19 protein-coding genes are annotated in these 26,537 nt (G+C 44.1%); 5 read left to right on the top strand and 14 right to left on the bottom strand.

The genetic code is table 11. The features are described 5' to 3' along the window. Positions 1-46: 46 nt before the first annotated feature. Positions 47-3,049: a LysM peptidoglycan-binding domain-containing protein gene (locus tag ACTXGK_RS24315; RefSeq protein WP_443515240.1), complete on the top strand. Its 3,003-nt coding sequence runs from the start codon at positions 47-49 to the stop codon at positions 3,047-3,049. Between the two features lie 145 nt (positions 3,050-3,194). Here ACTXGK_RS24315 and ACTXGK_RS24310 read toward each other — a convergent pair whose 3' ends face one another. Further along, positions 3,195-4,400: a transglycosylase SLT domain-containing protein gene (locus tag ACTXGK_RS24310; protein WP_443515242.1), complete on the bottom strand. Its 1,206-nt coding sequence runs from the start codon at positions 4,398-4,400 to the stop codon at positions 3,195-3,197. Positions 4,401-5,422: 1,022 nt separating this feature from the next. Then, positions 5,423-6,259, bottom strand: a complete 837-nt coding sequence (locus ACTXGK_RS24305) for a Nif3-like dinuclear metal center hexameric protein (protein WP_443515244.1) — start codon at positions 6,257-6,259, stop codon at positions 5,423-5,425. Between the two features lie 368 nt (positions 6,260-6,627). Between ACTXGK_RS24305 and ACTXGK_RS24300 the strand changes: the two genes are divergently transcribed. Beyond that, positions 6,628-7,950 (top strand): S1C family serine protease, encoded by a 1,323-nt coding sequence (locus ACTXGK_RS24300; RefSeq protein WP_443515245.1) that lies wholly within the window; start codon positions 6,628-6,630, stop codon positions 7,948-7,950. Positions 7,951-8,070: 120 nt separating this feature from the next. On the opposite strand, the gene yfaE is transcribed toward ACTXGK_RS24300, so the two are convergent. The 9 genes from yfaE to ACTXGK_RS24255 all read right to left on the bottom strand — a co-directional run bounded on the left by yfaE (position 8,071) and on the right by ACTXGK_RS24255 (position 16,438). Beyond that, positions 8,071-8,340, bottom strand: coding sequence for a class I ribonucleotide reductase maintenance protein YfaE (yfaE, locus tag ACTXGK_RS24295; RefSeq protein ID WP_201600991.1), 270 nt, complete (start codon positions 8,338-8,340; stop codon positions 8,071-8,073). A 156-nt stretch (positions 8,341-8,496) separates the two neighbouring features. Next, the gene (nrdB, locus tag ACTXGK_RS24290) at positions 8,497-9,630 is read right to left on the bottom strand and encodes a class Ia ribonucleoside-diphosphate reductase subunit beta (protein WP_443515247.1); all 1,134 of its coding nucleotides are present in this window, start codon (positions 9,628-9,630) and stop codon (positions 8,497-8,499) included. A 97-nt stretch (positions 9,631-9,727) separates the two neighbouring features. Then, on the bottom strand, positions 9,728-10,099 hold the full coding sequence (locus tag ACTXGK_RS24285) for a hypothetical protein (protein WP_443515249.1): 372 nt from the start codon (positions 10,097-10,099) through the stop codon (positions 9,728-9,730). 33 nt (positions 10,100-10,132) lie between these two features. Continuing rightward, positions 10,133-10,258: a hypothetical protein gene (locus ACTXGK_RS24280; RefSeq protein ID WP_443515251.1), complete on the bottom strand. Its 126-nt coding sequence runs from the start codon at positions 10,256-10,258 to the stop codon at positions 10,133-10,135. Positions 10,259-10,563: 305 nt separating this feature from the next. Beyond that, the gene (locus ACTXGK_RS24275; RefSeq protein WP_443515253.1) at positions 10,564-11,226 is read right to left on the bottom strand and encodes a DUF4145 domain-containing protein; all 663 of its coding nucleotides are present in this window, start codon (positions 11,224-11,226) and stop codon (positions 10,564-10,566) included. A 246-nt stretch (positions 11,227-11,472) separates the two neighbouring features. Next, positions 11,473-13,749 (bottom strand): class 1a ribonucleoside-diphosphate reductase subunit alpha, encoded by a 2,277-nt coding sequence (nrdA, locus tag ACTXGK_RS24270; protein ID WP_443515255.1) that lies wholly within the window; start codon positions 13,747-13,749, stop codon positions 11,473-11,475. A gap of 487 nt (positions 13,750-14,236) precedes the next feature. Further along, positions 14,237-14,629 carry a YbeD family protein gene (locus ACTXGK_RS24265; RefSeq protein ID WP_443515256.1) on the bottom strand — a complete coding sequence of 131 codons (393 nt, stop codon included), beginning with the start codon at positions 14,627-14,629 and terminating at the stop codon, positions 14,237-14,239. A gap of 168 nt (positions 14,630-14,797) precedes the next feature. Next, entirely contained in the window at positions 14,798-15,724 is a 927-nt protein-coding gene (locus ACTXGK_RS24260; RefSeq protein WP_443515257.1) for a bestrophin family protein, read from the bottom strand. A gap of 132 nt (positions 15,725-15,856) precedes the next feature. After that, positions 15,857-16,438 (bottom strand): TetR/AcrR family transcriptional regulator, encoded by a 582-nt coding sequence (locus ACTXGK_RS24255; protein WP_443515259.1) that lies wholly within the window; start codon positions 16,436-16,438, stop codon positions 15,857-15,859. 181 nt (positions 16,439-16,619) lie between these two features. On the opposite strand from ACTXGK_RS24255, the gene ACTXGK_RS24250 reads away from it, so the two are divergent. The 3 genes from ACTXGK_RS24250 to ACTXGK_RS24240 all read left to right on the top strand — a co-directional run bounded on the left by ACTXGK_RS24250 (position 16,620) and on the right by ACTXGK_RS24240 (position 20,167). Further along, positions 16,620-17,000: a RidA family protein gene (locus tag ACTXGK_RS24250; protein ID WP_443515261.1), complete on the top strand. Its 381-nt coding sequence runs from the start codon at positions 16,620-16,622 to the stop codon at positions 16,998-17,000. Positions 17,001-17,084: 84 nt separating this feature from the next. Beyond that, positions 17,085-18,083, top strand: a complete 999-nt coding sequence (locus ACTXGK_RS24245; RefSeq protein WP_443515263.1) for a saccharopine dehydrogenase family protein — start codon at positions 17,085-17,087, stop codon at positions 18,081-18,083. A gap of 584 nt (positions 18,084-18,667) precedes the next feature. Continuing rightward, positions 18,668-20,167, top strand: a complete 1,500-nt coding sequence (locus ACTXGK_RS24240; protein WP_443515265.1) for a SulP family inorganic anion transporter — start codon at positions 18,668-18,670, stop codon at positions 20,165-20,167. Positions 20,168-20,237: 70 nt separating this feature from the next. Here the strand turns inward: ACTXGK_RS24240 and rpoD are convergent, their stop codons facing one another. The 3 genes from rpoD to bamD all read right to left on the bottom strand — a co-directional run bounded on the left by rpoD (position 20,238) and on the right by bamD (position 26,242). Next, positions 20,238-22,163 carry an RNA polymerase sigma factor RpoD gene (rpoD, locus tag ACTXGK_RS24235; RefSeq protein WP_201600514.1) on the bottom strand — a complete coding sequence of 642 codons (1,926 nt, stop codon included), beginning with the start codon at positions 22,161-22,163 and terminating at the stop codon, positions 20,238-20,240. Between the two features lie 530 nt (positions 22,164-22,693). Next, entirely contained in the window at positions 22,694-24,886 is a 2,193-nt protein-coding gene (locus tag ACTXGK_RS24230; protein ID WP_443515267.1) for a DNA primase, read from the bottom strand. A 138-nt stretch (positions 24,887-25,024) separates the two neighbouring features. Then, on the bottom strand, positions 25,025-26,242 hold the full coding sequence (gene bamD, locus ACTXGK_RS24225) for an outer membrane protein assembly factor BamD (RefSeq protein ID WP_443515269.1): 1,218 nt from the start codon (positions 26,240-26,242) through the stop codon (positions 25,025-25,027). Between the last annotated feature and the right edge of the window lie 295 nt (positions 26,243-26,537).

Below are 26,537 nucleotides of genomic sequence, written 5' to 3'. Positions count from 1 at the left end.
TCAACTTTGTCTTATCACTTTCTGTCGTTAGGAAACTTCCAATATCATGTCTACTGTGCTATCAAAATCTCGCTCGTTTGTTGCGTTACCATTGACGCTTGCGGTATCAACTTTACTTATCAGTGCGTGTAGCAACACCTCAACAGTAAAAAATAAAGGTGCAACCAATAGCTCAGCTGTTATTACCAAGCGTCCTGCTAATCAAGGGGCGACTACAAGTAGTGCAGATTATTCAACTGCATTTTTGGATGCAGAGAGCTTGGATGAATTGGCAGATCTATTAGAAGCCACTGACATGACGATGGTGGAGGGCAACCAACTTGCTATTCAGCAGTATGGTGACCTATGGAATCGTTTACGTGCTGGCTATCGTATGAACGGTGGTAAGCCGATTTATAATCAGCGTATCGAAGGGCAAAAGAGTTGGTTTACCAGCAGACAAGACTATCTAAACCGTTTGACGGCGCGTGCCAGTCGCTACATTTACCATACGGTACGAGAGGCTGAGCGCCGCAACATTCCAACAGAGCTGGCGTTGTTACCAGTTATCGAAAGCTCGTACGATCCAAGTGGTACCAGTAGTGCAGCAGCGGCAGGTCTATGGCAGTTTATCCCAAGTACAGGTCGTATCTATGGTCTGAATCAGAGCAGCACCTATGATGGTCGCCGTGATGTTATCGAATCAACGCGCGCCGCTTACGACTTTTTGACCGCGCTACACAACCAGTTTGGTAGCTGGGAGCTGGCGCTAGCCGCCTACAATGCAGGACCTGGTCGTATTCAAAAAGCGATTGATGCCAATGCCGCACGTGGACTACCAACAGACTACTGGTCACTACAACTACCAACTGAAACCATGAATTATGTGCCTCGCTTTTTGGCAGTAGCCGAAATTGTGGCGAAACCTGAACAGTATGGCGTATATCTACCAGCTATCGCTAACCGTCAGCATTTCCGTAGTGTGCCGGTCAACTACGGTGTGAGCTTGTCTGAAGTATCACAGATTACAGGCGTGAGTTATGATGAGTTAGAGCGACTCAACACGGCATTGACTTCAGGTCGTGTGGATTCCTCTGGTCCACAGCGCGTCATTATTCCTAACGATGTTAACTTGAATGCTGATGCCAAACTGAGTCTATTGCGTGGTAATGGCACAGGTAATGTATTGGCCTCTAGCAATACAAGTACCCCAACCACAACGACGCCAAGCTACAACAGTAAGCCATACACTTCGTCGTCATTGCCATCCAGCAGTAGCGCATTGGCTGATTATGCTGCCAGCGCAAGCGTACCTCAGCAAACAACGAGCTATATCTCACCGTCCGCTCAAACGACTAGCAGCTCTGTCTATAGTGGTAATGCCTCAGTACGTAATGAGCCGCCAATAACCAATGCAGAAACCAAAAAAATCAATGCTGAGCTCAAGAGCAGCAACAGTCTACCGACTACCTCAGCTCAGATTACTCAGAATAATACGATTGTTCAAGAGCCACCGCTTAGCAAAGAAGAGCGCGACTTCATTGCCAACCAAATCCGTAGCAATACATCTGAGACCAATGTTATTAATGCAGATGGTAACATCAACCTATCAGCTGTACAGACGCAGCAGTCTATCTTAGAAGCAAGCGGTGAAGAGAAAAAGCTGAGCTTTGCTAAAACCTCAGTTAGTAAACCAAAACCACAAGGTACGCGTACCACTTATACAGTCAAACGTGGCGATACTCTATCGAATATCGCGAGCCGTGCAGGGGTAAATTGGCGTGATATCGCAGAATGGAACCAAATAGATGCCAGTGCCAACCTACTATCTGGCAGCACGTTGTATCTATACAACGCCAAAACTATCGAGCCGCTAAGCGCTGCCAGTAACCCAGCCGCCAGTCAGCCTGAAAGCTATGTTGTGCAAGGTGGCGACACGCTTATCGGTACGGCTAACCGCTTTGGTTTATCGGTCACACAGCTTGCCAGCTACAATAATCTCAGTAGCCGTGCTGATCTGCTCAGAGGACAAAAACTCTGGCTAGTACCTGGTAAGGTAAAAGCGCCCGCCACAACACCTGCAGCACCATCTACCAGACCGAGTAAATCAAGCACTGCGACTAAGAACTATAAAGTAAAACCGGGTGACGGTCTTATTGCATTGGCGCGTCAATTTAACGTATCGACAGACACGTTAGCTAGCCTAAATGGTATCAATAGCACAAGCTCACTGTATGTGGGTCAAACACTAAAAGTACCTGCCAGCGTTGATTTTGATGCAGCAAGCACTACAAGCTCTAGCAGTGCTAGCAACGCTAGTAATACAAGCTCAGTAGCGACCACCAGCTATAAAGTAAAATCAGGTGATACCCTGATCGGTATTGCCAATAGCGTGGGTGTTAGTGCAGCAGAGATCGCTGCTGTAAACAGTAACTTTGATGCAAGAGCGCGCCTACAACGTGGGCAGACGATTAAAGTACCGGTTTCAAAAGAGTTAGTTGATCGCCAACTGAATGATAAAGCCGTCAGTTATAAAGTCAAATCAGGTGATACGCTAACGGGTGTCGCCAAACGCTATAATATCGGTTTGAGCGATTTAGCCTCAGCAAATAACCTGAGCACGACTTCTAACTTGATATTAGGTCGTACCATCACTATTCCTGCGAGCGGTAGTGTGGCAAGTACTTCGGCTTCTAACAGTAGTCAAAGTAGCAGCTCTGCTAGTAGCACCAATACCAGTAGTCCTGCAAGCAGTGGTAAAAAGCTAGGAAATACTGAAAGTTACAAAGTCAAATCTGGCGATGGCTTGATTGCCTTAGCACGTCAGTTTGGTATCTCTGTAGAGGATTTGGCAGCGACCAATGACTTGGCAACAAATGCTCAACTACAGCGTGGACAGACCCTAAAAGTGCCAAAAGCGACGGTGAGCTACACGGTTGGCTCAGGCGATAGCTTGATTGGTTTAGCTCGTAAATATGGCGTATCAACCCAAGAATTGGCTGAGATGAATAATATCGCTGCTGATACTATGTTGCAGCGTGGTCAGCGTCTTACGGTACCCAATCGTTAAGCAATAACGTATTATCGAATGATGTATATATAAATATCGCCCACATAAATCGTAACGCATAAAAAAGCTGCTCTATATAAGAGCAGCTTTTTTTACGTAAAAATTGGGTGTCTTAATATATCTGATATCTAATGGAGTCTATTAACTAGACAGTTTGAGTTTTGATAGATTCAAGATAACTTCTGATGTTGCTAACATAGTGCATTGCTTGACCATAACGGCTGTTTGATGCTTTGTTGTCCGCCAAGTACGCATAAACGTTCGCCCAGCTCTTGTCATCAATGCCTTGGTCGCGCAATTTGCGCTGAATGCTTTTTACCGCATTTGGACCCATATTATAACCAGCAAGTGCAAACCAGACACGATCAGTCTTAGGAACATCGGCGAAATCTGCTTTCATTTGCTCTAGATAACGAGCGCCGCCGCCGATACTTTGATAAGGATCAACGCGATCTGACACGCCCATCGCTTTTGCAGTATTATTGGTCAGCATCATTAATCCGCGTACGCCAGTCGGAGATACCGCATTGGCATCAAGATGTGACTCTTGATAACCCATAGCAACCAACAATTCCCAATCATGATTGTAATTGCGCGCTTGCTCTTCAAACGAAGACTGATAATCAGGCAGTTTTTCTGTCAGTGTTTTTTGGAAATGATCCTGACTATAAGCGTCTTTTAGCAAATTCTGATTGTAGAATGCCGCTAATTTCTGTGTGTTTTTTAGCTTGATGCTATCGCACAAGAAGTAACTGGCTTTTTTGGACAGTGGATCATTAGGTGAGCTGAACGTCCAGCTGACTTTTGGATGCAGACCATTTTTAGTCAAGCTTGAGTCGTAGCCACAGCTGACATTAATAGATGACAGATTGAGCTGGCTTTTTAGTTTGGTACTAGCCGTGGTCAACGCCATATCAGCGTCACCTGATCTCAAGGCCCTGAGTGCAGCCTCTTCATTGGCATAGGCTTTTAGATTGATATCCACACCGAGCTCGTCTGCATAGGTGCGCACGAGATCAAAACCAAAGCCATGTTGGAAGCCATCAGTGGCAAAATAAGTACTATCACCTGGGACAGCGGCAATGGTCAAGGTGTTTTCCAGCATGACATTGGCATAGGCTGGTACCTTTGTATTCATTGTCGTTAGGCTCTGTGCAGGCAAAGAGAGCAAAGCGATACTGGATACTTGTGCCAGCTTCTTGGTTCTGGCAAAACGACCCGACGCAGTAGGGGTAGATGAAACGATGTTACTTTTGGTGTTAAGTAGGCGTTTAGATGGACGCAGTAAATGAGAAATACGGCGTTTGGCACCTTGCGCAGATCCTTTGACACGATAAGTAATACGTTGCATGGATGTCTCCTGATTTTAGCCATCCTTCTTACCGCAAAAACGCGTAAAAATACATGCACATCATTTGGCATGTATCAATACAGCATTTCAGACGACATCATACTTTGAATAAAATAAGTATCAGTCATCCTGCTTGATTATAGCGCCACTAGCATGCTCTCTCTAAGAGTTAGCGATGTGGATTTATGGGTCAGCCCGCTATCGATGTGTCGCTTATATGCTCAAAATAAAAGCATAAAACAGTCGTCTCAAAATCTGGACGCACGACTACGCGAAGGATGTAAATCAGATGATTCCTTCATCGATAACGCAATATGGCTAATGGCCAAACAACTATATATCAAACATAGGTAAGGTCATGAGTAAGTTATTGAGACAACGACATCAAGCAAAGCGGTGAGATAATGATTGGCCATTGAGACCAATATATCCATTTGCTTTGGTAATGCTAACTTTAATAGCTAACGACACCTTGAGCGATTAGTAGTAAGATGTCTAGCTGTTAAAGTTAATTGTCCAGCAATGAGGGTAAGCAACCCAGCCATATTTGGTAGCTGATAAAAGTATGCTATCAAAAAGGTGGTGCAAAACTGTCATCGCGACACTAAAAATGAAAACACGCTATAAACCAAATATCGAGTGTATACATCGTGTTGTGACTGGCGACGTTCCAAAATTTCATTGCTCATAGAGCATAATAAAGTTTCAGATAACCGCCAGCATTATTTTAGCGCCATAACCGGAAGCTGTAATAATGGGAAGTTTCATGACAAAACGTTCTTTCTTACAGGTAGTAATATGCGGTTACTGCTTGCATTATTCAAGTGGAGTTAAGAAAAAAGCGATAAAACTTAACAATTGCGATATAAACGGTTAAATTTAGCCATGTTATACGCGTGCCGATCACAAACTTATCAATGACTCTTGCAATAACTGCCAAAATCGCGCCTAGAATCGCTACTTATTCAGCCCATTACTTTTGTCCTAATTATGGCTATGTAATTGGCGATACATTGGCAATACTAAGCTGGATTTTCAATATCAATAAAGGTCACTGGCAGTCCATATTCTTGGGCGACTATCTCTCCTAATGCCTGAATGCCACCGCGCTCTGTCGCATGATGACCGCAGGCAAAATAATCAATACCCAACTCACGAGCAATATGCGTAGTACGCTCAGAGATCTCACCAGAGATGAATGCATCACAGCCCATGACTGCGGCTTGTTCAATCATATCTTGCGCGCCGCCTGTACAGATACCGACACGTTTGATCACTCTCTCGCTATTGGCAGTCGTTTTCGCATTATCGTCAGCATGATTCTCATAATTGGACGAAATATGTAGTGGGGTACGACCGAGCGCTTGGGTAATCTTTGCGATGAGGCTATCAGCACTCTGCGGTGTGCAAGTGGCGATATTACCAACAGGGTGTGATTCGTTGGGATAGAGCGCGCCAGTAATCGTCATATCTAGCACGTCTGCCAGTTTTGCATTGTTACCAATCACGGGGTGTGCATCAAGCGGTAAATGATAGCCAATCATAGAGATACCATGTTGCATCAATTTGCGGATACGTCGACCTTTCATGCCTATGATAGGCGCAGGTTCGCCTTTCCAAAAATACCCATGATGGACCATAATCGCATCGGCATTGTCAGCGATAGCCGCATCAATCAGCGCCTCGCACGCTGTCACACCTGTGACGATACGCTGTATTGGACGACCGCCATCTACTTGTAGGCCATTTGGCGCGTAGTCTTTGAACGCACTAGCAGATAGATACTCATCACAAAATTGCGTCAATGCTTGTGCGCTGATGCTGTTGGTTGAGGGTTCAATAGTCGTGTTTTGGGTCATTAGGTTTCCTTATTGTTATTGCCTTGCAGTAATGCATTATTATTCAAATATAGTTGTTTAAAAAAGTCACTTAAAGACAGAGACTCATAAAAGATAAATAATTGACCATTATCTATCGCAAATATCTGATAGCGGTGATTTTAACATGGCACTGTAAAAGAGTAGACAAGATGGATAACTGAAATGGTACACGATACGTTACTATTTCACGGCATTGCGGTTATAATTTATACATGTGAGTCTGCCTAGCTCTGGCTATCAATTACCTAATCAAGCAATTGCCTAATCAAGCCATGATGGCCGAATAGTCGCAGTTTTCTCACCTTATTTCTCACTGTCCGTCTGCATTAAATTTATAGAGGTTCTATATGTCGTCATCCCAGAACACCAATAACAAGGCGTCTTTATTAAAATGGTTACCTTGGGTCTTATTGCTGCTAGTGTTAGTGGCATTTATCTGGTTGTTCACGAGTATGAAGTCGACGTCGGAGGCCACGTGGGAGCCGCCGAGAACCCCGCCTGCGGAGCAGCAAGCGTCAGAACCTGTTGCGGATACACCAGCGCCCATCTCTTCTTATCATAATGCAGTTGCGCGTGCGTCGCAGTCGGTTGTCAATATCTACACCACACAAACGATGACCGAGCATCCTTATATGGATGATCCTGTACTGCGCCGGTTTTTTGAATATCATGGTGGCCCATCACAAGAGCAGGGTAATACCAATTTAGGCTCTGGTGTGATTGTATCAGAAGACGGTTATATCGTGACCAATGCGCATGTCATCGAAAAAGCGGATGAAATTACAGTCGCATTTAACGACGGTCGTAAGAGCCGCGCCAAAATCATCGGCACTGACCCAGATAGTGACCTAGCAGTGATCAAGGTTGATATGACAGGGCTGACACCGCTTGGTTTCCGCGAAAATCCAATACGTGTGGGCGATTTGGCATTGGCTATCGGTAATCCATTTGGGGTCGGTCAGACGGTAACTCAAGGAATTATCTCAGCGACTGGGCGTACTGGACTGGGCGTCAATAAGTTCGAAGACTTTATCCAGACGGATGCGGCGATTAACCCAGGTAACTCAGGTGGCGCGCTGGTCGATGCTCGTGGTGAGCTAGTCGGTATCAACACGGTGATATTCTCGCGCTCTGGTGGCTCGATGGGTATTGGCTTTGCGATTCCTACATCATTGGTCGAGCAAGTAATGAATGCGCTGATCAAAGATGGTCGTGTCAGTCGTGGTTGGCTCGGTATCGAGATTCAGTCACAGCTACGTGACCCAACGCAGCTAGAGACGTCAACTGGCGTGGAAGTGCTAAACGTCATCGAAGGCAGTCCTGCTGCCAAGAGTGGTCTGCGCGTTGGCGACATCATCCTAACCATCGATGGTGTCGAGATGACTGATGCCAATACCTTGATTCAGTATGTCGCTCGCAAGCCACCAACGACAGAGCTGAATGCACAAATATTGCGCCAAGGTAAAAACGCTCAAGTAAAAATAATGCTAGAGGAGCGTCCCGTACAAGAACCTATTGATCGTCCTGTCGTTCTACAGGGTGAGAGCATGGATGGGATGGGCGGCAGTATCCAAGGTGATCAACAAGCACCTATGATGTCAGAAGCAGAGCGTGATCGCATGCGCGAAGAACTGATGAAACTGTTTGAGCAAGACTCCGTAACACAATAAAGTGTACTGCTAAATTGCACAAAAAAGCGCGCTTCTTCTCTAAAAGGGGCGCGCTTTTTGTTGGGGCTGATGTTTTTGAAACTAGAAGTAAAAGGCTAGCTTTATCTATACATAACTTTGCTAAGGCTTTTCAATAAATTCATGATTGATATAGATAACCCCTCGTACACGGCAACAGCAGGGCAGGATCTCATCGTCCTCAATCATCGCTAGCGGGTCAAATGGATAATCGACCGTATGCGAGCTAGCAATACGTTTGACTCGGCAGCTACCACAATAGCCTTCGCGGCATTGATAGTTCACATCGTGTCCGGTGCGTAGCAGTCCATCTAGCAGACTTTCATCATCATGCAGATAGAACTGCTTTTTACTGGTCATTACCCAAGTCATTGTCGATCCTATTGGGATATGTCTGTGCTATTACTATCCCTACTATTAACCCATAAGACGATTACAGCGGTAGAAACTCTATAGCGTCAAATTTCTACCGCTCAAACCTTTGTAGCTCAAAGCTCTTATAATTTAGATTTTTATAGCTCAGAGCTTTTATAATTCAAAGTCATCAAAATCACTGTCTGATAAGTCAGAGTCAATCTGACCAACCAAGTACGAGCTAATTTCAGTCTCTTGCGGAGCGACCTGCACATTGTCAGACGACAACCACGTGTTGATCCACGGGATTGGGTTTGATTTTGAGTTCGGGAACGCTGCTGGCAAGCCGACGGTTTCCATACGCAAGTTGGTGATGTATTCGATGTATTGGCACAGGATGTCTTTGTTCAGACCAATCATTGAGCCGTCTTTGAACAGATAGCCTGCCCATTCTTTTTCTTGCTCAGCAGCTTTACGGAAGATCTCGATACTTTCTTCATAACACTCTGCGGCAATCTCGACCATTTCAGGATCGTCACGACCATTACGCATGAGGTTCAGCATATGCTGTGTACCCGTCAAATGCAGCGCCTCATCACGCGCGATCAGTTTAATAATTTTAGCATTACCTTCCATCAATTTACGCTCAGCAAAAGCAAACGAGCAAGCAAACGATACATAGAAACGAATGGCTTCTAGGACGTTGACTGCCATGATACACAGGTACATCTGCTTTTTGAGTGATCTTAGATCAACCGTGACTTCCTCGCCATTGATGTTGTGCGTACCTGGACCGTACAGGCTATATAGCTGTGAGTTGCGGTACAGCTCATCATAGTACTGGGCGATATCAGAGGCACGGCCTAAAATGTGCTCGTTTTGCATAATGTCATCAAAGACAATATTTGGGTCATTGACGATATTACGGATGATATGCGTATAGCTGCGTGAGTGAATGGTCTCAGAGAATGACCATGTCTCAATCCACGTCTCAAGCTCAGGGATAGACACCAGTGGCAATAGCACCACGTTTGGACTACGACCTTGGATCGAGTCGAGTAGGGTCTGGTACTTGAGGTTGCTCAAAAATATGTGCTGCTCATGCGAGGACAGATTACTAAAGTCGATACGATCGCGTGATACATCGACTTCTTCTGGACGCCAAAAGAATGATAGCTGCTTTTCAATCAATTGTTCAAAGATCGGGTGTTTTTGTTGGTCATAGCGTGCCACGTTGACGGGCTGACCAAAGAACATCGGCTCTGTTAGCGCATTGTTTGGCGTTTGAGAAAAAATCGAGTAAGTCATGGGACTGCCTTTATAATTGATACGGTTATTAATTTATAGGGGTTTGACTGGTTTTGATTTGAGGTTATGGCACGTTTTTGGATTATAGCGTTTTAGCTTAGAGGTTCTCTAGCGATATCTGTGACGACTCTTGTCCATCGTTCATATAGGCTTTAAATATCTCGCTCAGCTCACTATCATCGAGTGCTTCTAATTCATCAAGTGCGCTTTTGCGCAGGGTGCTCACATCCGCATCTTCTGCTGCTGTTTTTACGTCTTTTTTAGCTGCTCTTGATACTGGTTTTTTGGCTGCTTTTGCCACGCTTTTTTTGGCGACAGTTGTCTTTGGTGCTTCATCCACACCTAACTGCTGACGCACCGCTGCAATATCAACCTCGACTTGTACGATATGCGAGCCACCATCGTTTAGGTCTGAAAATACGTTTGGGATAAACAAACCACCGTCTTTGATGATTGCGGTATATTGCACATGACCTCCGTCGTTTTATTCTGTTTGTATGTTTTAATTATAACAGTAGCCAATCCCGCCTACCGCTTGTATCTGCTTTGCCGCTGGCGTGCAGTCTATCGTGTCTGACCGCATTCCTGTGGTCTCGATACTACGCTCAGTCACAGACCGCATCGCCATCGTCGTCAGCAGGATACCGCTATAGTCGGGCGTCTTTCTTTTTTATTAACAACTCTTCTGAATTGGGCGCACCCTACAAAATATCCGCTTCCTATGCTTTTGAGTAGGTTGGTGTCGAGGTACGAGACCCAACAAAGACTCAAGCCGTTGGGTTTCCTTCGTCAACCCAACCTACGTGCTGGGCACACCCTATAATTTAATCTCATTAAGGTTTTAGAGATTGGTGTCAATAAACAGAAATTTAACAAATTATTTATTTAAGGTGGTTGGTTGTCACAAGCTTAACCCAACTTACATTTGCTTATTTAGTCTTGCCTTGATTTAGCATCTTTGGCTTCTGCACTCTTCCTAGGGCCTTCTGGTGTAAGTTGATATAATCTCTCAAGTTCTTTAGGTTCTGAGATACCTTTTTTTACTATGAAGTTTAAAAGATCAAACATTTTAGAAGCTACATTATCAAAATCTTCATTCGACATTGTGCCAGGATGAACTGCGTTATTGCCTGTTATACGAACTGTATCTGCAACTTTGACAACCATGGGTGGTAATATGTTTTTAGAAGCGAGACTACGAATATCTTGATCTATATTCTTTCCATCCTCACCTAAATGCTTACATAATTTTTGTAACCCTAGTCTCAATAAAGCTGCTGAACCACGAGGCGATTTAGAAAAGATTTTAGCAGCTTCTTCATAGTCAGTTTTTACGTCATCGGGCATGTCATTATCAGGCAGTGAGGCAAAACCGAAATCTGGGTATATTAATTCAGCGTTTGTTGGTTCATTATGAATTCCTTCAAATTTAGTTATTCTCCATAGACTGTTTTTACTACAGTATGCGCAATTAGATATAAAATAGTTAACAAATGTAGTTGATTCGTGTAGCCTTTTCCAGTCCATATGCGCAAATGTTCCACATAGAGGACAGTTAAAACTTTTTTTCTTAAACTGTGGTTCAGTAAAGTTCATAAAATCATCCTGTATTAGTACCGTCTGTACAATTCCAATATGCTATTTACACTAAATATAATATTATTGGATATAACACATTGAATTAATAATTATCGCAATGTTAGATATTTTTATACATTCTAAAATTTAGATAGTGCATCAGTGTACTAATCAAGTGGCAGAAAAAAGGCGAGCTTAACCTAGAAGCCAAACCCGCCATCCATCAGAAATGCAAATACTCCTCAAAAAGAATTTCTTACAATCCTAAATCTTACAAGCCCCGCCAGCACAATCATCTTCCATATCCGCTTGGGCATCGTTCGCACCATCACGCGTGTTATGGTAGTACAACGTCTTCACACCCATTTTATAAGCGTTTAGCAAGTCTTTTAGCAATATCTTCATCGGTACACGGCCACCAGCATAACGAACTGGGTCGTAGTTGGTATTGGCAGAGATACTTTGATCGACGAATTTTTGCATGATAGCGACCAGCTTTAGGTAACCGTCATTGTTTGGCATTTGCCATAGTAGCTCGTACTGATCTTTTAGCTTATCAATCTCAGGCACGACTTGCTTTAAGATGCCGTCTTTTGACGCTTTGATAGAGACCAGACCACGTGGTGGCTCGATACCGTTGGTCGCGTTGGCGATCTGACTTGAGGTCTCAGACGGCATCAAGGCGGTTAGGGTAGAGTTGCGTAGACCGTGCTCAGTGATCTCGCCACGTAGCGTTTCCCAATCGAGATGTAGCGGCTCTTGACAGATTTTGTCCAAGTCGGCTTTGTACGTATCAATCGGCAAGATGCCTTGTGAGTACGTGGTCTCATTGAACGCAGGGCATGCGCCTTGCTCTTTTGCCAATTTATTTGACGCTTTTAAGAGATAGAATTGCAATGCTTCAAACGTTTGATGGGTCAGACCAAGCGCGCTGTCATCAGAGTAGCGTGCGCCATTCTTAGCTAAGTAGTACGCATAGTTGATTACGCCCACACCTAGCGTACGGCGACGCATGCTGCCGTTTTGAGCCGCTTTGACTGGATAGTCTTGATAGTCGAGCAGGGCATCAAGCGCACGAACAATTAGCTCAGCTGGCTCTTCGATGTCGCTGACGTTTTCGACTTTACCCAAGTTGACCGCTGATAGCGTACAAAGCGCGATTTCGCCTTCTTCGTCATTGATGTTATCCAGTGGCTTGGTCGGTAGCGCGATTTCCATACATAGGTTTGACTGGCGAATCGGGGCAACCGTCGCGTCAAATGGGCTATGCGTGTTGCAATGATCGACGTTTTGGATATAGATACGACCCGTACTGGCGCGCTCTTGCATCATTAGGCTGAACAAGTCTGCTGCTGGGATTTGACGGCTACGAATAGCAGGATCATTTTCGTACTTGGTATATAGCTCTTCGAATTTGTCTTGATCTTCAAAGAACGCATCATACAAGCCTGGGGTGTCGCCTGGTGAGAATAGCGAGATGTCTTGGCCTTTGATCAGGCGCGTGTACATTGTTTTGTTTAACTGGACGCCGTAGTCCATATGACGGACACGGTTGTCTTCGACGCCGCGGTTATTTTTCAGTACCAGTAATGACTCAACTTCTAAATGCCATAGTGGGTAAAATAGGGTCGCTGCACCGCCACGGACGCCGCCCTGTGAGCAGCATTTCACAGCAGTCTGAAACAATTTGTAGAATGGGATACAGCCAGTATGCTGTGCTTCACCGCCACGGATCGGGCTACCAAGGGCACGGATACGACCTGCGTTGATGCCGATACCAGCACGCTGCGATACATAGCGTACGATGGCGCTAGTGGTCGCGTTGATTGAGTCTAGGCTATCACCACATTCGATCAGTACGCACGAGCTGAACTGACGCGATGGGGTACGCACACCAGACATGATAGGCGTTGGTAGTGAGATTTTGAATTCTGAGGTTGCATCATAGAAGCGTTTGACGAAATCAAGACGATCTGACTTGTCGTATTGGCTAAACAAGCACATACCAACGAGCATGTACAAGAACTGCGGGCTCTCATAAACCGTTTTGCTCACACGATCCTGTACCAAGTATTTACCAGCCATTTGCTCAACAGCGGCATAAGCAAGATTCATATCGCGCCAGTGATCAAGATACTCTTCTAACTCATCAAATTCAGCACGGCTATAGTCCGCTAGGATATGCTCATCATATTTGCCAGCATCAGTGAGTTTTTTAACATGGTCATACAGATGCGGCGGGGTAAATCTGTTGTACGCAATCTTACGTAGGTGGAAGATAGCCAAACGCGCAGCCAGATATTGATAGTCAGGCGTGGTTTCAGAGATTAGGTCGGCGGCAGATTTGATGATGGTTTCGTGAATGTCACGAGTCTTGATACCTTCATAAAACTGGATGTGCGACTTTAGCTCAACTTGAGACACAGACACGTTGTCCAAGCCGTGAGCTGCCCACGCTATTACCTTGTGAATTTTGTCTAAATCAATAGGCTCTAAACGTCCATCACGTTTGGTTACTTGGATTTTGTCAATATGTGTCATGCTGGCCTCTATTTGATTGCTTATTGTGATGTCGCGCGCCAAAGCAGCGGCAGACATTCTTTATAACGCTATTATGCGGGGTTGTGCTAGCTGTTTTTTGGACAAAAGACTACCACTACTCATAGTGATGGTTAAAATCACTGAGTACTACATATAGCGTGTTTGTTAATTGGTAGGCACAATATAGCGGGAAAATTCTGAAAATACTATATTGATTTTAGAATAAAACTATGTTGCTACAAGGTTGTAGGCAGTCCAAATTTTGGCAAAGGACGATGGGATAAGGGTTAGACGCAAATGCGGTTAATAATAAAATTTTTGTAAAAATATCGTGAGATTTACTTTTCATTCTCTCGGTTATTGTCGACCAATAACACTAATCATGGTAGCAATAATTCGGGCGCAGATTGTACATCAAACCACAAAAAATCGCCACCCGTAAGAGTGACGACTTGGACCAAAAAGGTGCTAAAACTGACTGAACGATTTACAAAACCATGCGAACGGTTTTAGCATTGTCGAGTGACGCATAAAGCGTATTGACTTGATCAGCGGCTGTCAGGTACAGATTGACCCGTGCTGAATGAAAACGACCCGTTCTAGAAGGTTTCACTTCAATAGACGCCAAATCAAAATCAGGGAATTGGCTACCCAAGATCAGCTTGATTTCATTAAGCAAACTCTCGTGCTCGCCTTCATGACCAATGATGCTGAGTGGGTAGTTCATTGGGAACTCCCAAAGCTCTGGGTTTTGAATGTCTGTTTTTTTTCCTTTCAGAACGCCTTTATTTGGCGTCAAATCAGTGACTTTCACTGATGGCTGATTGCTGGTTAGGTTATTTGCATTGTTGTCGTTGTTGTCTTTTGAATCATCACTCATGATATGAGCCTCGCTTTTATAGATAATATTTTTGAATAGATCAGCTGGTTAGAGTAGAGGTTCTTACCTACGGTATCTTTGTCTGCTATTTATAGTGGCGTGCGGTGGATTATTCAAGTTGCCTTTGCCTCTAGTTTGCCTTGTTACGCTTGGAGATGACTCAAACGCTTACGGTAAATAGCCATCAATAGGCGTGATATCAGGTGGGATGTTGGTTTCTCCTAACGCTTCTCGCAAGTTGATCTCGATCGTACGTGACAAGGCGGTCAGAGGTAACTGATTAGCCGCTAACCCAAAAGGCTCTTCTAGCTCTTCACTCAATGCATCCAACCCAAAAAACGTATAAGCGATTACCGCGCAAATCAACGGAGTCGCCCAGCCGAGTGAGGCTACTAGGCCAAAAGGTAACATGATGCAATATAGATAGGTCGTACGATGTACCAGTAGCATATAAGCAAAAGGTAGCGGTGTGTTGAGAATGCGCTCACACGCTGCCAAGACAATCGTCATGGATGTCAGGCGCTCATCCATGTTCTGAACCATTTGCTCTGACGTGAGCGCTTGACGCCGAATATCGCCGAGTTGCTTGCCCATAAGGCGCATTAAATAATCTGGCAAATTTTTCGCTTGGCGCATGCTGGCATGATGTATAGGGTCTACAAAGCGTTCGATATCTTGCCAAGGCTCAGTGCCACGTAGTCTGTGGCGCACCGCATGAGCAAATGCAATAGTCAGGTAAATCATGTTTCGCTGTGCTTGTTGTCCAGCCTCGTCTTTTTCGTCTATAAAAGAGAGTACTTGACGGGTTAAGCTACGAGAATCATAGACCAACTGACCCCACAGTCCGCGCGCTTCCCACCAACGCTGATAGCTGGCGTTATTGCGAAATCCCAAAAATAAGGATAACGCGATCCCTAACAAGGTAAAAGTCGCGATACCATAATAAGGGAAAGAGTCAGGAAGCCAGTGCTGAATAATTGTGATAAGCGTACTAAGTATGGTAACTAATAGCAGCTGCGGATATATTTTTGGAATGATTGAACCGCGAAGGGCGAAAAATATCTTAAAAGGATGGGGTGTTTGCCGGACAATCATGGGTTTTCCTAGCGATAGAGATATAGCTAATCTAGAATAAAAGAGATGCAGGTTAAATAGCCTCTTGCTGAAATAGGTTTTGCTCAGACACAGTCATGCTTCATGTCAATCGGGTGCCACAAACCCTTAAAGTCACGCTCTAAACCCAGATAACATGGTGCTAAAGGCAGCCACTGTATTGGGTAAAGCAACTTCTGGATCAGTACTCGCTGCAATCCAAAGGGCAGCATTCATAGCAGCACCATTGATGAGCATGGCAGTGGCTTCCGGATCTACCTCCTTCATCTTACCTTCTGCAATTAACTGTATCACAATCTGCTTGGTAGACAATAAGCAGCGATTTTGACTGGGCCAAAGAGAAGGGTCGCCCAATACAGCAGGTCCGTCTAATAAAATAATTCTCTGAATTTCTGGATCAAGCGCACTTTCAATGTACGTTTGTGCCTCAATGAGCAATCCTTCCCAAAGATTCTCGCAACCTGCTGCTCTAGCCTTTGCATTTTCTACCATTTCCAAATCTATTTGTTCAACAACCGCTGAAAACAGTCCTTTTTTATTTCCAAAGTTATGGTAGAGCGCCCCTCTAGTCAAATTGACATCGGCTGTCAACTTATCCATTGATGTCTCTGAATAACCATATTCGGCAAATGATTTTCTCGCCGCAGCGATTATATTTTTCCTAGTTTCAGCCATTTTTAATGCACGTTTTGACATAGTCTTGCCCTAAAAATTGAATGATAAAAATTACATACGTCACGTATATTAACTTGACATACGCAACGTATGTGTTAATTTTACATACGCAGTGTATGTTAACTGACAATAAGCACCATTATAAGGGCTATATGTCTTTTAATCCTCAATATATATCAATTCAAACATTTCGGAGCAAATTATGTCTCAAAGAAAAGCAGTATTTCCAGCGGGTAGACACTCTCTTTATGAGAAACATGGTTATTCTGCCACCATTCAATCGAAAGATTTACTATTCGTTTCAGGTCAAGTAGGCAGCCTTCAGGACGGCAGTGCAGAGCCAGATTTTGAGAAGCAAGTAATACTCGCTTTTGAAAATTTGCGTCATACATTAGAGGATATTGTAGATGTGACAACTTTTCATACGGATCCTGAAAATCAACTTGATTCAATAATGAACATAAAAAACACTATTTTTAAAGAAGCGCCTTATCCAGCTTGGACCGCAATTGGTGTGACTTGGCTTGCTGGTTTTGATTTTGAGATAAAAGTGATTGCAAGAATACCAGATGACAAGCGTTAGATAAAAAATTAGAGATGAATGGAGTGGGCTTGTGTTGTCTTAAAAGCTCAAATGAGTTTTGTTACTTATGAAAGGAGAAAAATTTTGAATACTAAACATCCTATACTCTTTGCAGGCGCGACAGGCGTTGTTGGTCAACAAGCGATAGAGTGGTTTCGCACGATCAATCCTGAGCAAGCCATTTATATTGGTGGTAGAAATATGGCGCTCGCTGATGAACTCGCTCTCAAAGTAGGAAACGCATCTTCACTCGCCATTGATGTAGAACGGCCCAACTTGGGGATAGACGATCGTATCGAGATTGGTGCTGTTTTGATGCTTGCTCCAGATTCTGGTATGCATGGTTTACGCCTTGCACAAAATCGCAAGATACCTTATATAAATGTTGTGACTGGCATGGTTGAGATTGGTGCTGAGTTAGCAGAATATGCATTGACCAACTCAGGCCCAGTACTACTCGCTAGTCATTGGGCTGCAGGTGCTGCAACATTTTTAGCACTACACTTGGCAGAGCAGTTTGATTCAGTTTCTACACTTAATATCGGTGTGGTGCTCGATCCAGAAGACACCTATGGTCCTGCTGCATTCGAGGATATGGAGCGATTACAATCAGGTGTTCCCTCAGCATTTTCTTATGAGAATGGAAAGAGAAAATGGTTAATCGAGGATGCTATACATCATAAAATATCTACGATTGATGGTCGAGAGGTCATAGGAACGTCCTTTGCTTCACTTGATACAGTGAGTTTACGAGCCGTAACAGGTGCAAAAAATATTAGGTTTGATATTGCCAGCGAGGCCTCTTCTTTTAGAAACACACAAGATAAGGCTGCGGCCGAAATCATTGTATCCATAACGGGAAGTCATGCCGGAGTAGAGCGTACTCGCAAGCTAGCCATTGAGTTTCCTAAAGGTCAGTCTGCGCTAACCGGGCTGTGTTCGAGCTTATTACTCAATGAGTTTATTAAAAAATGGCAGTCAGACAATCAGGCGACATTGTACACACCCGAAAGTTTGGGGATAAAGCCAGCAGAGTTTTTGGGTTTACTTGTGGATTTTGGTGCAAGGATTGTTAAACTATAATGTTAATAAGGACTTGATGGTTTAGCCATAGCCGAGAAAAACAAAGCGGCTCATTATCTTTACGGTTGAGACAATCGTAAAGATAATTTAGTAAAAATAAAACAGTAAATGTTTAATGATGAATTTGATTATTCGAATTCAAGTTGATTTAGGATTTCATGAACTGAACTCACCTATGTTAAAATGGCAAAAAATCTCACTTCATAAACCCATAAAAGCTGTCCACTATAAAGATGACTACGCCACCCTAGTTCTACCTCTCCTCAGTAAACATTGCTCTTGACAGCAATGAATCTCATAAAGCGTCTGACGCTTTTTCTTGTGCATATGCACTGCTTTAACGTTTGTATCATTATTCGATGTATCGATTAGATCATTAATATCAAACTACTAAAGTAAGTTATGACAATAACTCGCTAACGATAACAGTTCACATTTTTATATTCATTATCTGATGGGCAATATGCCCAGATAGAGATGTGTCAGACTTTTCATGTTAGATATTCCTTATATATCTCCTAGAGATTTGTTAGATACGTTGTTTATTGGCAGACTAAAGCAGTTCCTAAAAAACTGAGTTAAACATGTTAAATAAGATTAAAGAACATTGGCTAGCCAATATGAGAAGCGATGTCCTAGCTGGCATGGTCGTCGCTTTAGCGCTTATTCCTGAAGCCATCGCTTTTTCCATTATCGCCGGTGTTGATCCCCAAGTAGGCCTTTACGCTTCGTTTTGTATCGCAGTGGTCATTAGCTTCGTCGGTGGACGTCCAGCGATGATTTCAGCGGCGACTGGCGCGATGGCGCTACTCATGGTCACACTGGTCAAAGATTACGGCTTGCAATATTTGCTAGCAGCTAGTGTGCTGACAGGTGTGATACAGATTATTTTTGGCTTCTTAAAGCTGGGTAATCTGATGAAATATGTGTCTCAATCGGTGGTGCTAGGTTTTATTAATGCTTTGGCCATTTTGATTTTTATGTCGCAGATTCCTGAGCTGATGCCGCAAGCAGGCTCAAACCTAGTACACGTTTATGGTCTTGTAGCACTAGGCCTAGTGATTATCTATGGCTATCCATACATACCAAAAATTGGCAAAATCATTCCATCGCCACTGGTCAGTATTGTGCTGGTAACGGCTGTAGCCATTCTATTAGGCGCAGAGGCTCGAACCATCAATGATATGGGTCAGCTACCTGATACCTTACCGATATTTTTGATACCCGATATCCCATTGAACTTAGATACATTGATTATTATTTTTCCGTACTCTATTAGTCTGGCGATAGTTGGCTTACTTGAGTCTATGATGACCATGACCATTGTGGATGATTTGACCGATACCAAAGGTGATCGTACGCAAGAATGCAAAGGTCAAGGTATTGCCAATGTTATAAGCGGTTTCTTTGGTGGAATGGCGGGCTGTGCGATGATTGGTCAATCTATCATTAATGTGAAGTCTGGCGGCTATACGCGCCTCTCGACCTTAGTGGCAGGCGTATTCTTGTTATTAATGGTTGTGTTTTTAAGTGATTGGTTAAAGATTATCCCAATGGCTGCGCTTGTCGCTGTGATGATTATGGTATCTATTGGTACCTTTAACTGGGGCTCTTTTAGAGAGCTAAAAACCAAACCGCTACAAAGTAACGTCGTGATGCTGACGACGGTTGCTGTGGTAGTCGCGACGCATAACTTGGCATATGGGGTGTTGATAGGTGTGCTGCTGTCAGCACTGTTCTTTGCGAATAAAATTGAACGTTATATGAGTGTGCATAGTCATATGGATGAAGCAGAACGAACACGTTATTATCACGTTGATGGTCAAGTATTTTTCTCATCAGCAGAGCGTATGATGGAATCTTTTGACATCAAAGAATCTGTCTCTAAAGTAGTTATTGACGTGTCGCGAGCACATTTCTGGGATGTGACAGCAGTTGCTGCTATAGACAAAATCATTATTAAGTTTCGCCGTGAAGGCACTGAGGTAGAGCTTATCGGTTTGAACGAGGCAAGCCAGACGATGATAGACAATTTCGGTGTGCATGATAATCCCGATGCTGAGCAAAGCTTAGGGGCGCATTGATAACATAGATTAACAGACACAAAAAAGCCGAGATAAACTCGGCTTTTTTTATACTTAACTAATTAAAGGCTTAGTCATTTTCTAAGAAAGAACGTAGGTGCTCAGAACGTGATGGATGACGCAACTTACGTAGTGCTTTTGCCTCGATCTGACGAATACGCTCACGCGTGACATCAAACTGTTTACCGACTTCTTCCAAAGTATGATCCGTTGGCATATCGATACCGAAACGCATTTTTAGGACACGTGCTTCACGCTCAGTCAGGTTACCCAATACATCACGAGTCGCTTCTTGTAGACCAGCCGCCGTTGCATCGTCAACAGGACTTGAGATGGTACCATCTTCGATGAAATCACCTAGGTGTGAGTCTTCATCATCACCGATAGGAGTTTCCATAGAGATAGGCTCTTTGGCAATCTTCAGCACTTTACGGACTTTGACTTCGTCCATCTCTAAGCGTTCGCCTAATTCCTCAGGCGTTGGCTCGCGTCCCATTTCCTGTAGCAACTGACGTGAAACACGGTTGATTTTGTTGATGGTCTCAATCATATGCACAGGAATACGAATGGTACGCGCTTGGTCAGCGATAGAACGGGTAATCGCCTGACGAATCCACCATGTAGCATAGGTGGAGAACTTATAACCACGGCGATATTCAAATTTATCAACCGCTTTCATCAGGCCGATGTTACCTTCTTGGATAAGATCCAAGAACTGTAGACCGCGGTTGGTATATTTTTTGGCGATAGAGATAACCAAACGTAGGTTGGCCTCAACCATTTCTTTTTTCGCGCGGCGAGCTTTTGCTTCACCAACAGCCATACGACGTGCCACATCTTTCATGTCGTGGATTTTCATATCGAGCTGCTGCTCGTAGTCACGGATACGGCGCTGGAGTAAAATAACGTCGTCAGTAACTTTTTCTAGCGTGCCGGCAAATGCAGGCTTACCTTTAATACGTTCAATCAACCAATCCACATTGGTTTCATTGCTAGGGAAGGTTTTACGGAACTCTTCACGCGGCATACGACCACGGCGAATCACCAAACGCATGATTTGACGCTCTTGCTTACGTACGTCGTCATAGACGTCATGCATAATCGCCATAACTTGGTCTGACAAGCGATTGTTTAGCTTTAGCATCATAAAGCGTTCAGCAAGTAGGGCATACGCGGTATCAGCCTGTACGCTACCACGGCCATAATCAAGCAAGGCTTGCTTGGCTTTAATAAATAGATGCTCGATCTCTTCTAGACGCAAACGTACTTCTTCTGGATCGAGACCGCTGGTTTCTTCTTCAGCTTCTTCTTCCACGTCATCTTCGTCTTCGTCTTCATCATCATCAAGTGCGGCTGCTTTGGCATTCACTTTAGCTTTGATGATAGGTGGGTTTTCTTTTTCTTCTTTGATGCGCTCACGCTCTTCTTTTGCCGCATCTTTGGCTTCTTGAGCGGCGATTTTGTCTTCTTCGGTTTCAGGATCTAAGAAACCAGTGATGACGTCAGATAGCTTCTTTTCGCCATCTTGTACTTTTTGGTATTCATCAAGGACGAACTGTACGGTGCCAGGCCAATAAGACATAGCATGCTGCACATCACGAATACCTTCTTCGATACGCTTAGCAATGGATATCTCACCTTCACGGGTGAGAAGGTCAACCGTACCCATCTCACGCATATACATACGGACAGGGTCAGTGGTACGACCAGGCTCAGTCTCAACAGAGGCGAGTACCGCCGCTGCTTCATCTGCTGCCATGTCATCATCACTTGAATCATCGTTCATCAAGATGTCATCGGCATCAGGAGCTGATTCAAAGATTTTGATACCAACATCGGTTAGCATCTGCACAATATCTTCGATCTGATCGCTTTCGGTAATAGAGTCGGGCAGCTGGTCATTCACCTCAGCGTAGGTAAGATACCCTTGCTCTTTGCCCATTTGGATTAAGGTGGCCAGTTGAGATGTGGACTTAGAAACTGACTTATCGTTCATAAATACTCGCTTACTTGCATCGGACATTTTTATATTGTGACTCGCTATCGCTCGCTCTTTGCGTTGATCTTATCAATCGATTGATCAAAATATGGCGTAGAGGTTGTCAATAATATCAAAAATGAGTTGATATGAATAAAGGCTCAAAACACTACAATAACAATGCTAAAAAACAGCTAAAAATTAGAAAAACTAAAAAGACTTCAATACAGTACCTAAAAGAATGTAGTACTTAAAATTTAATACTCAAAAATAGTATCTAAAAGCTGATACGTAAAATAATACCTAAAATTTGTGCTTAACGATGCATGCTCACAATCATTCACCAAGCAGTGCTGTCAATATACAGCGACACAGTTTAACACAGACCGCAGTCGTCAAGCACGAGCTAGTGATAGCTACCGACCATTTTTTGCCGATTATTTGCCATCCGCTAAATGATTTAGGAGTGACTCATGCTACTGGGCATAATCATTAGTAGTGGGGGCAGTGGCTAGAATTTTAAAGGGGCATGATTTGATAATTAAAAATTAAGACTGCACAGTGACCATCTGTGCCGATTGCTCTGCCTGCTGTGCCCGTAGCCAATCGTTCAACAATTGGGTTTGCTTGCGGACGATCGCAAGCTTAATATGATCAGGGTTTTTTATCAGCTCTTGTATTTTTTTCTTCATGTTGCGCTCAAGCAACTGGCTGACTAGCTCTTCGATTAGGCCATCAAGCCCCAAAATATTGCGTGCGGTTAGCGCTTTATAAAAACTGCCCCAATTACGGCTCAGCATATCCTGAGTGGCAGGCTTCACATTTGATAAAATAAAATGCGCCGCTGCGTTGGCATCTTTTGGCAAATAATTGAGGCAGCGCTTGATAGTGCTCACGATATCAAGCAGAGCAGCATCTTGCAGGTCTTCCCAAGCAAGCGGACGCAGCGTATCGGGTGAAGCCTTTTGTTTGATATGCGCAGGTAGATGTAAGCCATTAATCCCTGACTGTTGCCAAATCGACTCAATAGGGTCGTCGATTAACGCGCGCGGCTGAAACAAAAAACAAAGCTGCAATTGCTGACTGATGGTCATGTCACCATCAAAATCTAGCAGCGCATCTTTGGCCTCGACATTTTGACTGCGCCTACCGCCAAGCTTTTGATAAACGTCATTATTGAGCAAATAGCGAAAGCTACTGCCTTTAGGCAAAGCGGTCGTCAACGAGCGTACTTGGGACATGAGCTTGGCTTTGCCTTCAGCCAGACTCATATCGTAACGCTCACTTAAGTACGCAAAAATATACTGTGATAGCGGCATGGCTTGGCTGATTTGCTCACGCATGGCATCGCTACCTTGACTCTTAATAAAGGTATCAGGATCATGATTGTTAGGTAGGGTTAAAAACCGCAGCTCTTTATCATCAGCAAGCACAGGCAGGGCAACTTCAAGCGTACGCCAAGCGGCTTTTTGTCCGGCACTGTCGCCATCGAAGCTCAAAGTAAGCGTCGGATTAAGTGTCAATAGCCGCGATATTTGACTCTCATTGATCGCCGTACCCATCGAGGCGACCGCCCCATAGATGCCTGCTTGATAGAGGGCAATGACATCCATATAGCCTTCGACTACTAGCCAGTCGTTAGCACGCTGCTGCCGTGATTCGTAATAGCCATAGAGTACGTGCTGCTTATGAAAGACGGGCGAGTCTGAGGAGTTGATGTATTTGGGCTTGACCTCATCATCGAGCGCCCGACCACCAAAACCAATGGTGCGACCTTGGTTATCACGAATAGGAAAAATAACCCGATCACGCAGCAGATCATAGTCACGACCAGACTCTGATTGGCGCACGAGCCCTAGGGCCTTAAGTCCTTCAATATCTTGCGGAAACTGGTGCTCAAGATGTTGCCAGCCAAATGGCGCGTAACCTAAACCAAAAGTCTCAAAAGTCTCTTCAGTGAGTCCGCGTGACAAAAAGTATTGCTTGGCATGAGGGTGAGTGTGTAGATTATGCTGATAGAACTGCTGGATCTGCTCTAGCAATTCGTACAGGTTGCCATCTTGATCAGCGTTCTGATCAATGCTAGCCATACTTGCATCGTTATCTGTCAGCCACACTGGCGGATAGCCATCATCGTCTGCCTGGTTTGACGAATACGGCTCTGAAGAATAAGAGTCCATCGAATAAGGCGCTGACTCGTAAGCGTCTAGCGGCGGGAAATTATCGTAACCCTGAGCGTCATCATAAATTGACTGGTCTATGTGATTTTGGTCGCTTTGGGCAGCATTGTTTTGATGACTGTCTTGATGGTTGTGTTGATAGTTGTCTTGGTTTGCACCGTCTTGATTTACTTTGCTGTGTTCTATCGTTGGGCTAGGTACATTGTGAACTGGCGGCGGTGCAATAGGTTTGGGTGCGCGGCGTTGATAACTGACGTTCTGTTGCTCTTCTTTTGGTACTTCAATGCCTGTTTGTTTAGAGAGTTCATTGACTGCTTCGATGAAGGTGAGATTCTCGTAATCACGCAAAAAACTGATGGCATTGCCACCGACGCTACAGCCAAAACAGTGATAGATGTTTTTTTGTGGATTGACATAAAAGGATGGGGATTTTTCACCGTGAAAAGGGCAACAGCCCTTAAACTCACTACCAGCGCGTTTGAGCGTGGTATGTCGACCAATGATGCTGATCAGGTCAGCTTGGCTATTGAGTTGTTCAAGAATATGGTTAGGAATGCTCATACAAAAAACAGTTTACCATAGGTCAATTATATTGGGGCAGAGCGAATAGCATACCACTAGAAAAATAAGGCCAACATAGTGTTGGCCTTATTATTAATCATATAGACGGTGTTGACTCAATCAAGTCACTGAACGTGATTATTCGTCGTCCATATCTGATGGCGCTAGTAGGATACTATTGCTGTCGTTCTCAAGCGTAGTGCGGCGTGTTGGGTTAACGTTTTGTGGATCAACATTGGCTTCTCTCGCTGTCGAGCCAGTACTTGATTGACTGGTCACTCGCTCAGCTGACGCTTCCGGTAGACCCAAACCAATATTGATGCCGTTACTGTTATTACTGCTAAAAGCTGCAGAAGTATTGGCAGTGGTTGCACGAGCAGCACTAGCAGTATTGTCACTTGGCAATCTTAGTTGATTTGCGTTGCGAATCATTTGGGTTTTGGTCGCGCCGTTATATTCGCCAGTTGCCACTGATGTATCCGCCGTATTTGAGCGACCAAGCTGTCCAAAGGTAATCTTATTGAGCCAAGTGCGATCGCGTTTGGTGCTCAGTTTGACTTTGCCGTTGCTAGTCAGCATGTTTGGATAGTTGATTTGCAATAAGGTTTTATATTCATTTGCCAAATCTGTCAAACCAAGTTTTTCGTGGCTATAGGCTAGGACTGCGATAGCATCTGGTACTGATTCACTCAGTGGATAGTACTGGAAGACCCATTTGGCACGGTTGACAGCTGCCACATAAGCTTCACGCTCGATATACCAGTTGGCTGCGCTCATCTCGCTTTCAGCAAACTGATTATAGATAAATGTCATGCGCTGGGCGGCATCTGGTGCATAGGGGCTGTTTGGGTATTTGCTAATAAGCTCTTGGAAATTGGCAAAGGCAATACGTAGATACGCAGTGTCACGCTCCGCTTGGTTTAGTTTAAACAGCTTCAAACTCTCAGACGAGCCTTCCATGTTGGCAACGCCGCGTACATAGTAGGCGTAGCTGACTTGCGGATTAGAAGGATATAGACGGATGAATTGCTCAGCACTCGCTGCTGCCATCTCGTATTTATCGCCTTGATACTGTGCGTACATCATATCAAGTAATGCTTGTTCGGCGTATTGCCCAGTTGGGTAGAAGGTACGCAAATTGGTCAACTCTTCAACACCTTGAACATAGCGACCTTTATCGATTTGGGCGATGGCATCGTTATAGTAACCTTGCTCTGATTTTTCCGCTGTTTCTACCGCGTCGACATCTTTGGCGCCAGTCAAGTTTTTGAATGTCTGGCAACCTACTAGATTGACGCTAAGCGCAAGTAAGGTTATTGAGGACAGTTTGATAAACGTATTGCCAACAGCTTGCATACTTCTTCTCCGACACAAGACGCATAATAGCAGCAGTGCTATCATGCTATATAAAAGGTTAGTGATAAAAAACGATGCTGAGTATTCAGCGATGCACAAGCAACACGTTTTTCATCGAATGCAGTTTTTGTTATGACGTATTGTACTGGTAGATTGGGTCTGATACATAGAGCTTTTATAGTAAGCCTGTAATAGATCAAATGCATTTAATCATATTCAAACGGTTTAAATGGCAAACACTGTCAATAAAACCCAATGGTATTTTCATACTGTATTTGAATATGGCATAGGAATA

It is taken from the genome of Psychrobacter sp. T6-5, assembly GCF_052258485.2.
Taxonomy (GTDB): Bacteria; Pseudomonadota; Gammaproteobacteria; order Pseudomonadales; family Moraxellaceae; genus Psychrobacter.
The sequence above is the reverse complement of the archived record's forward strand: the minus strand, read 5'-3'. Positions and strand labels throughout refer to the sequence as shown.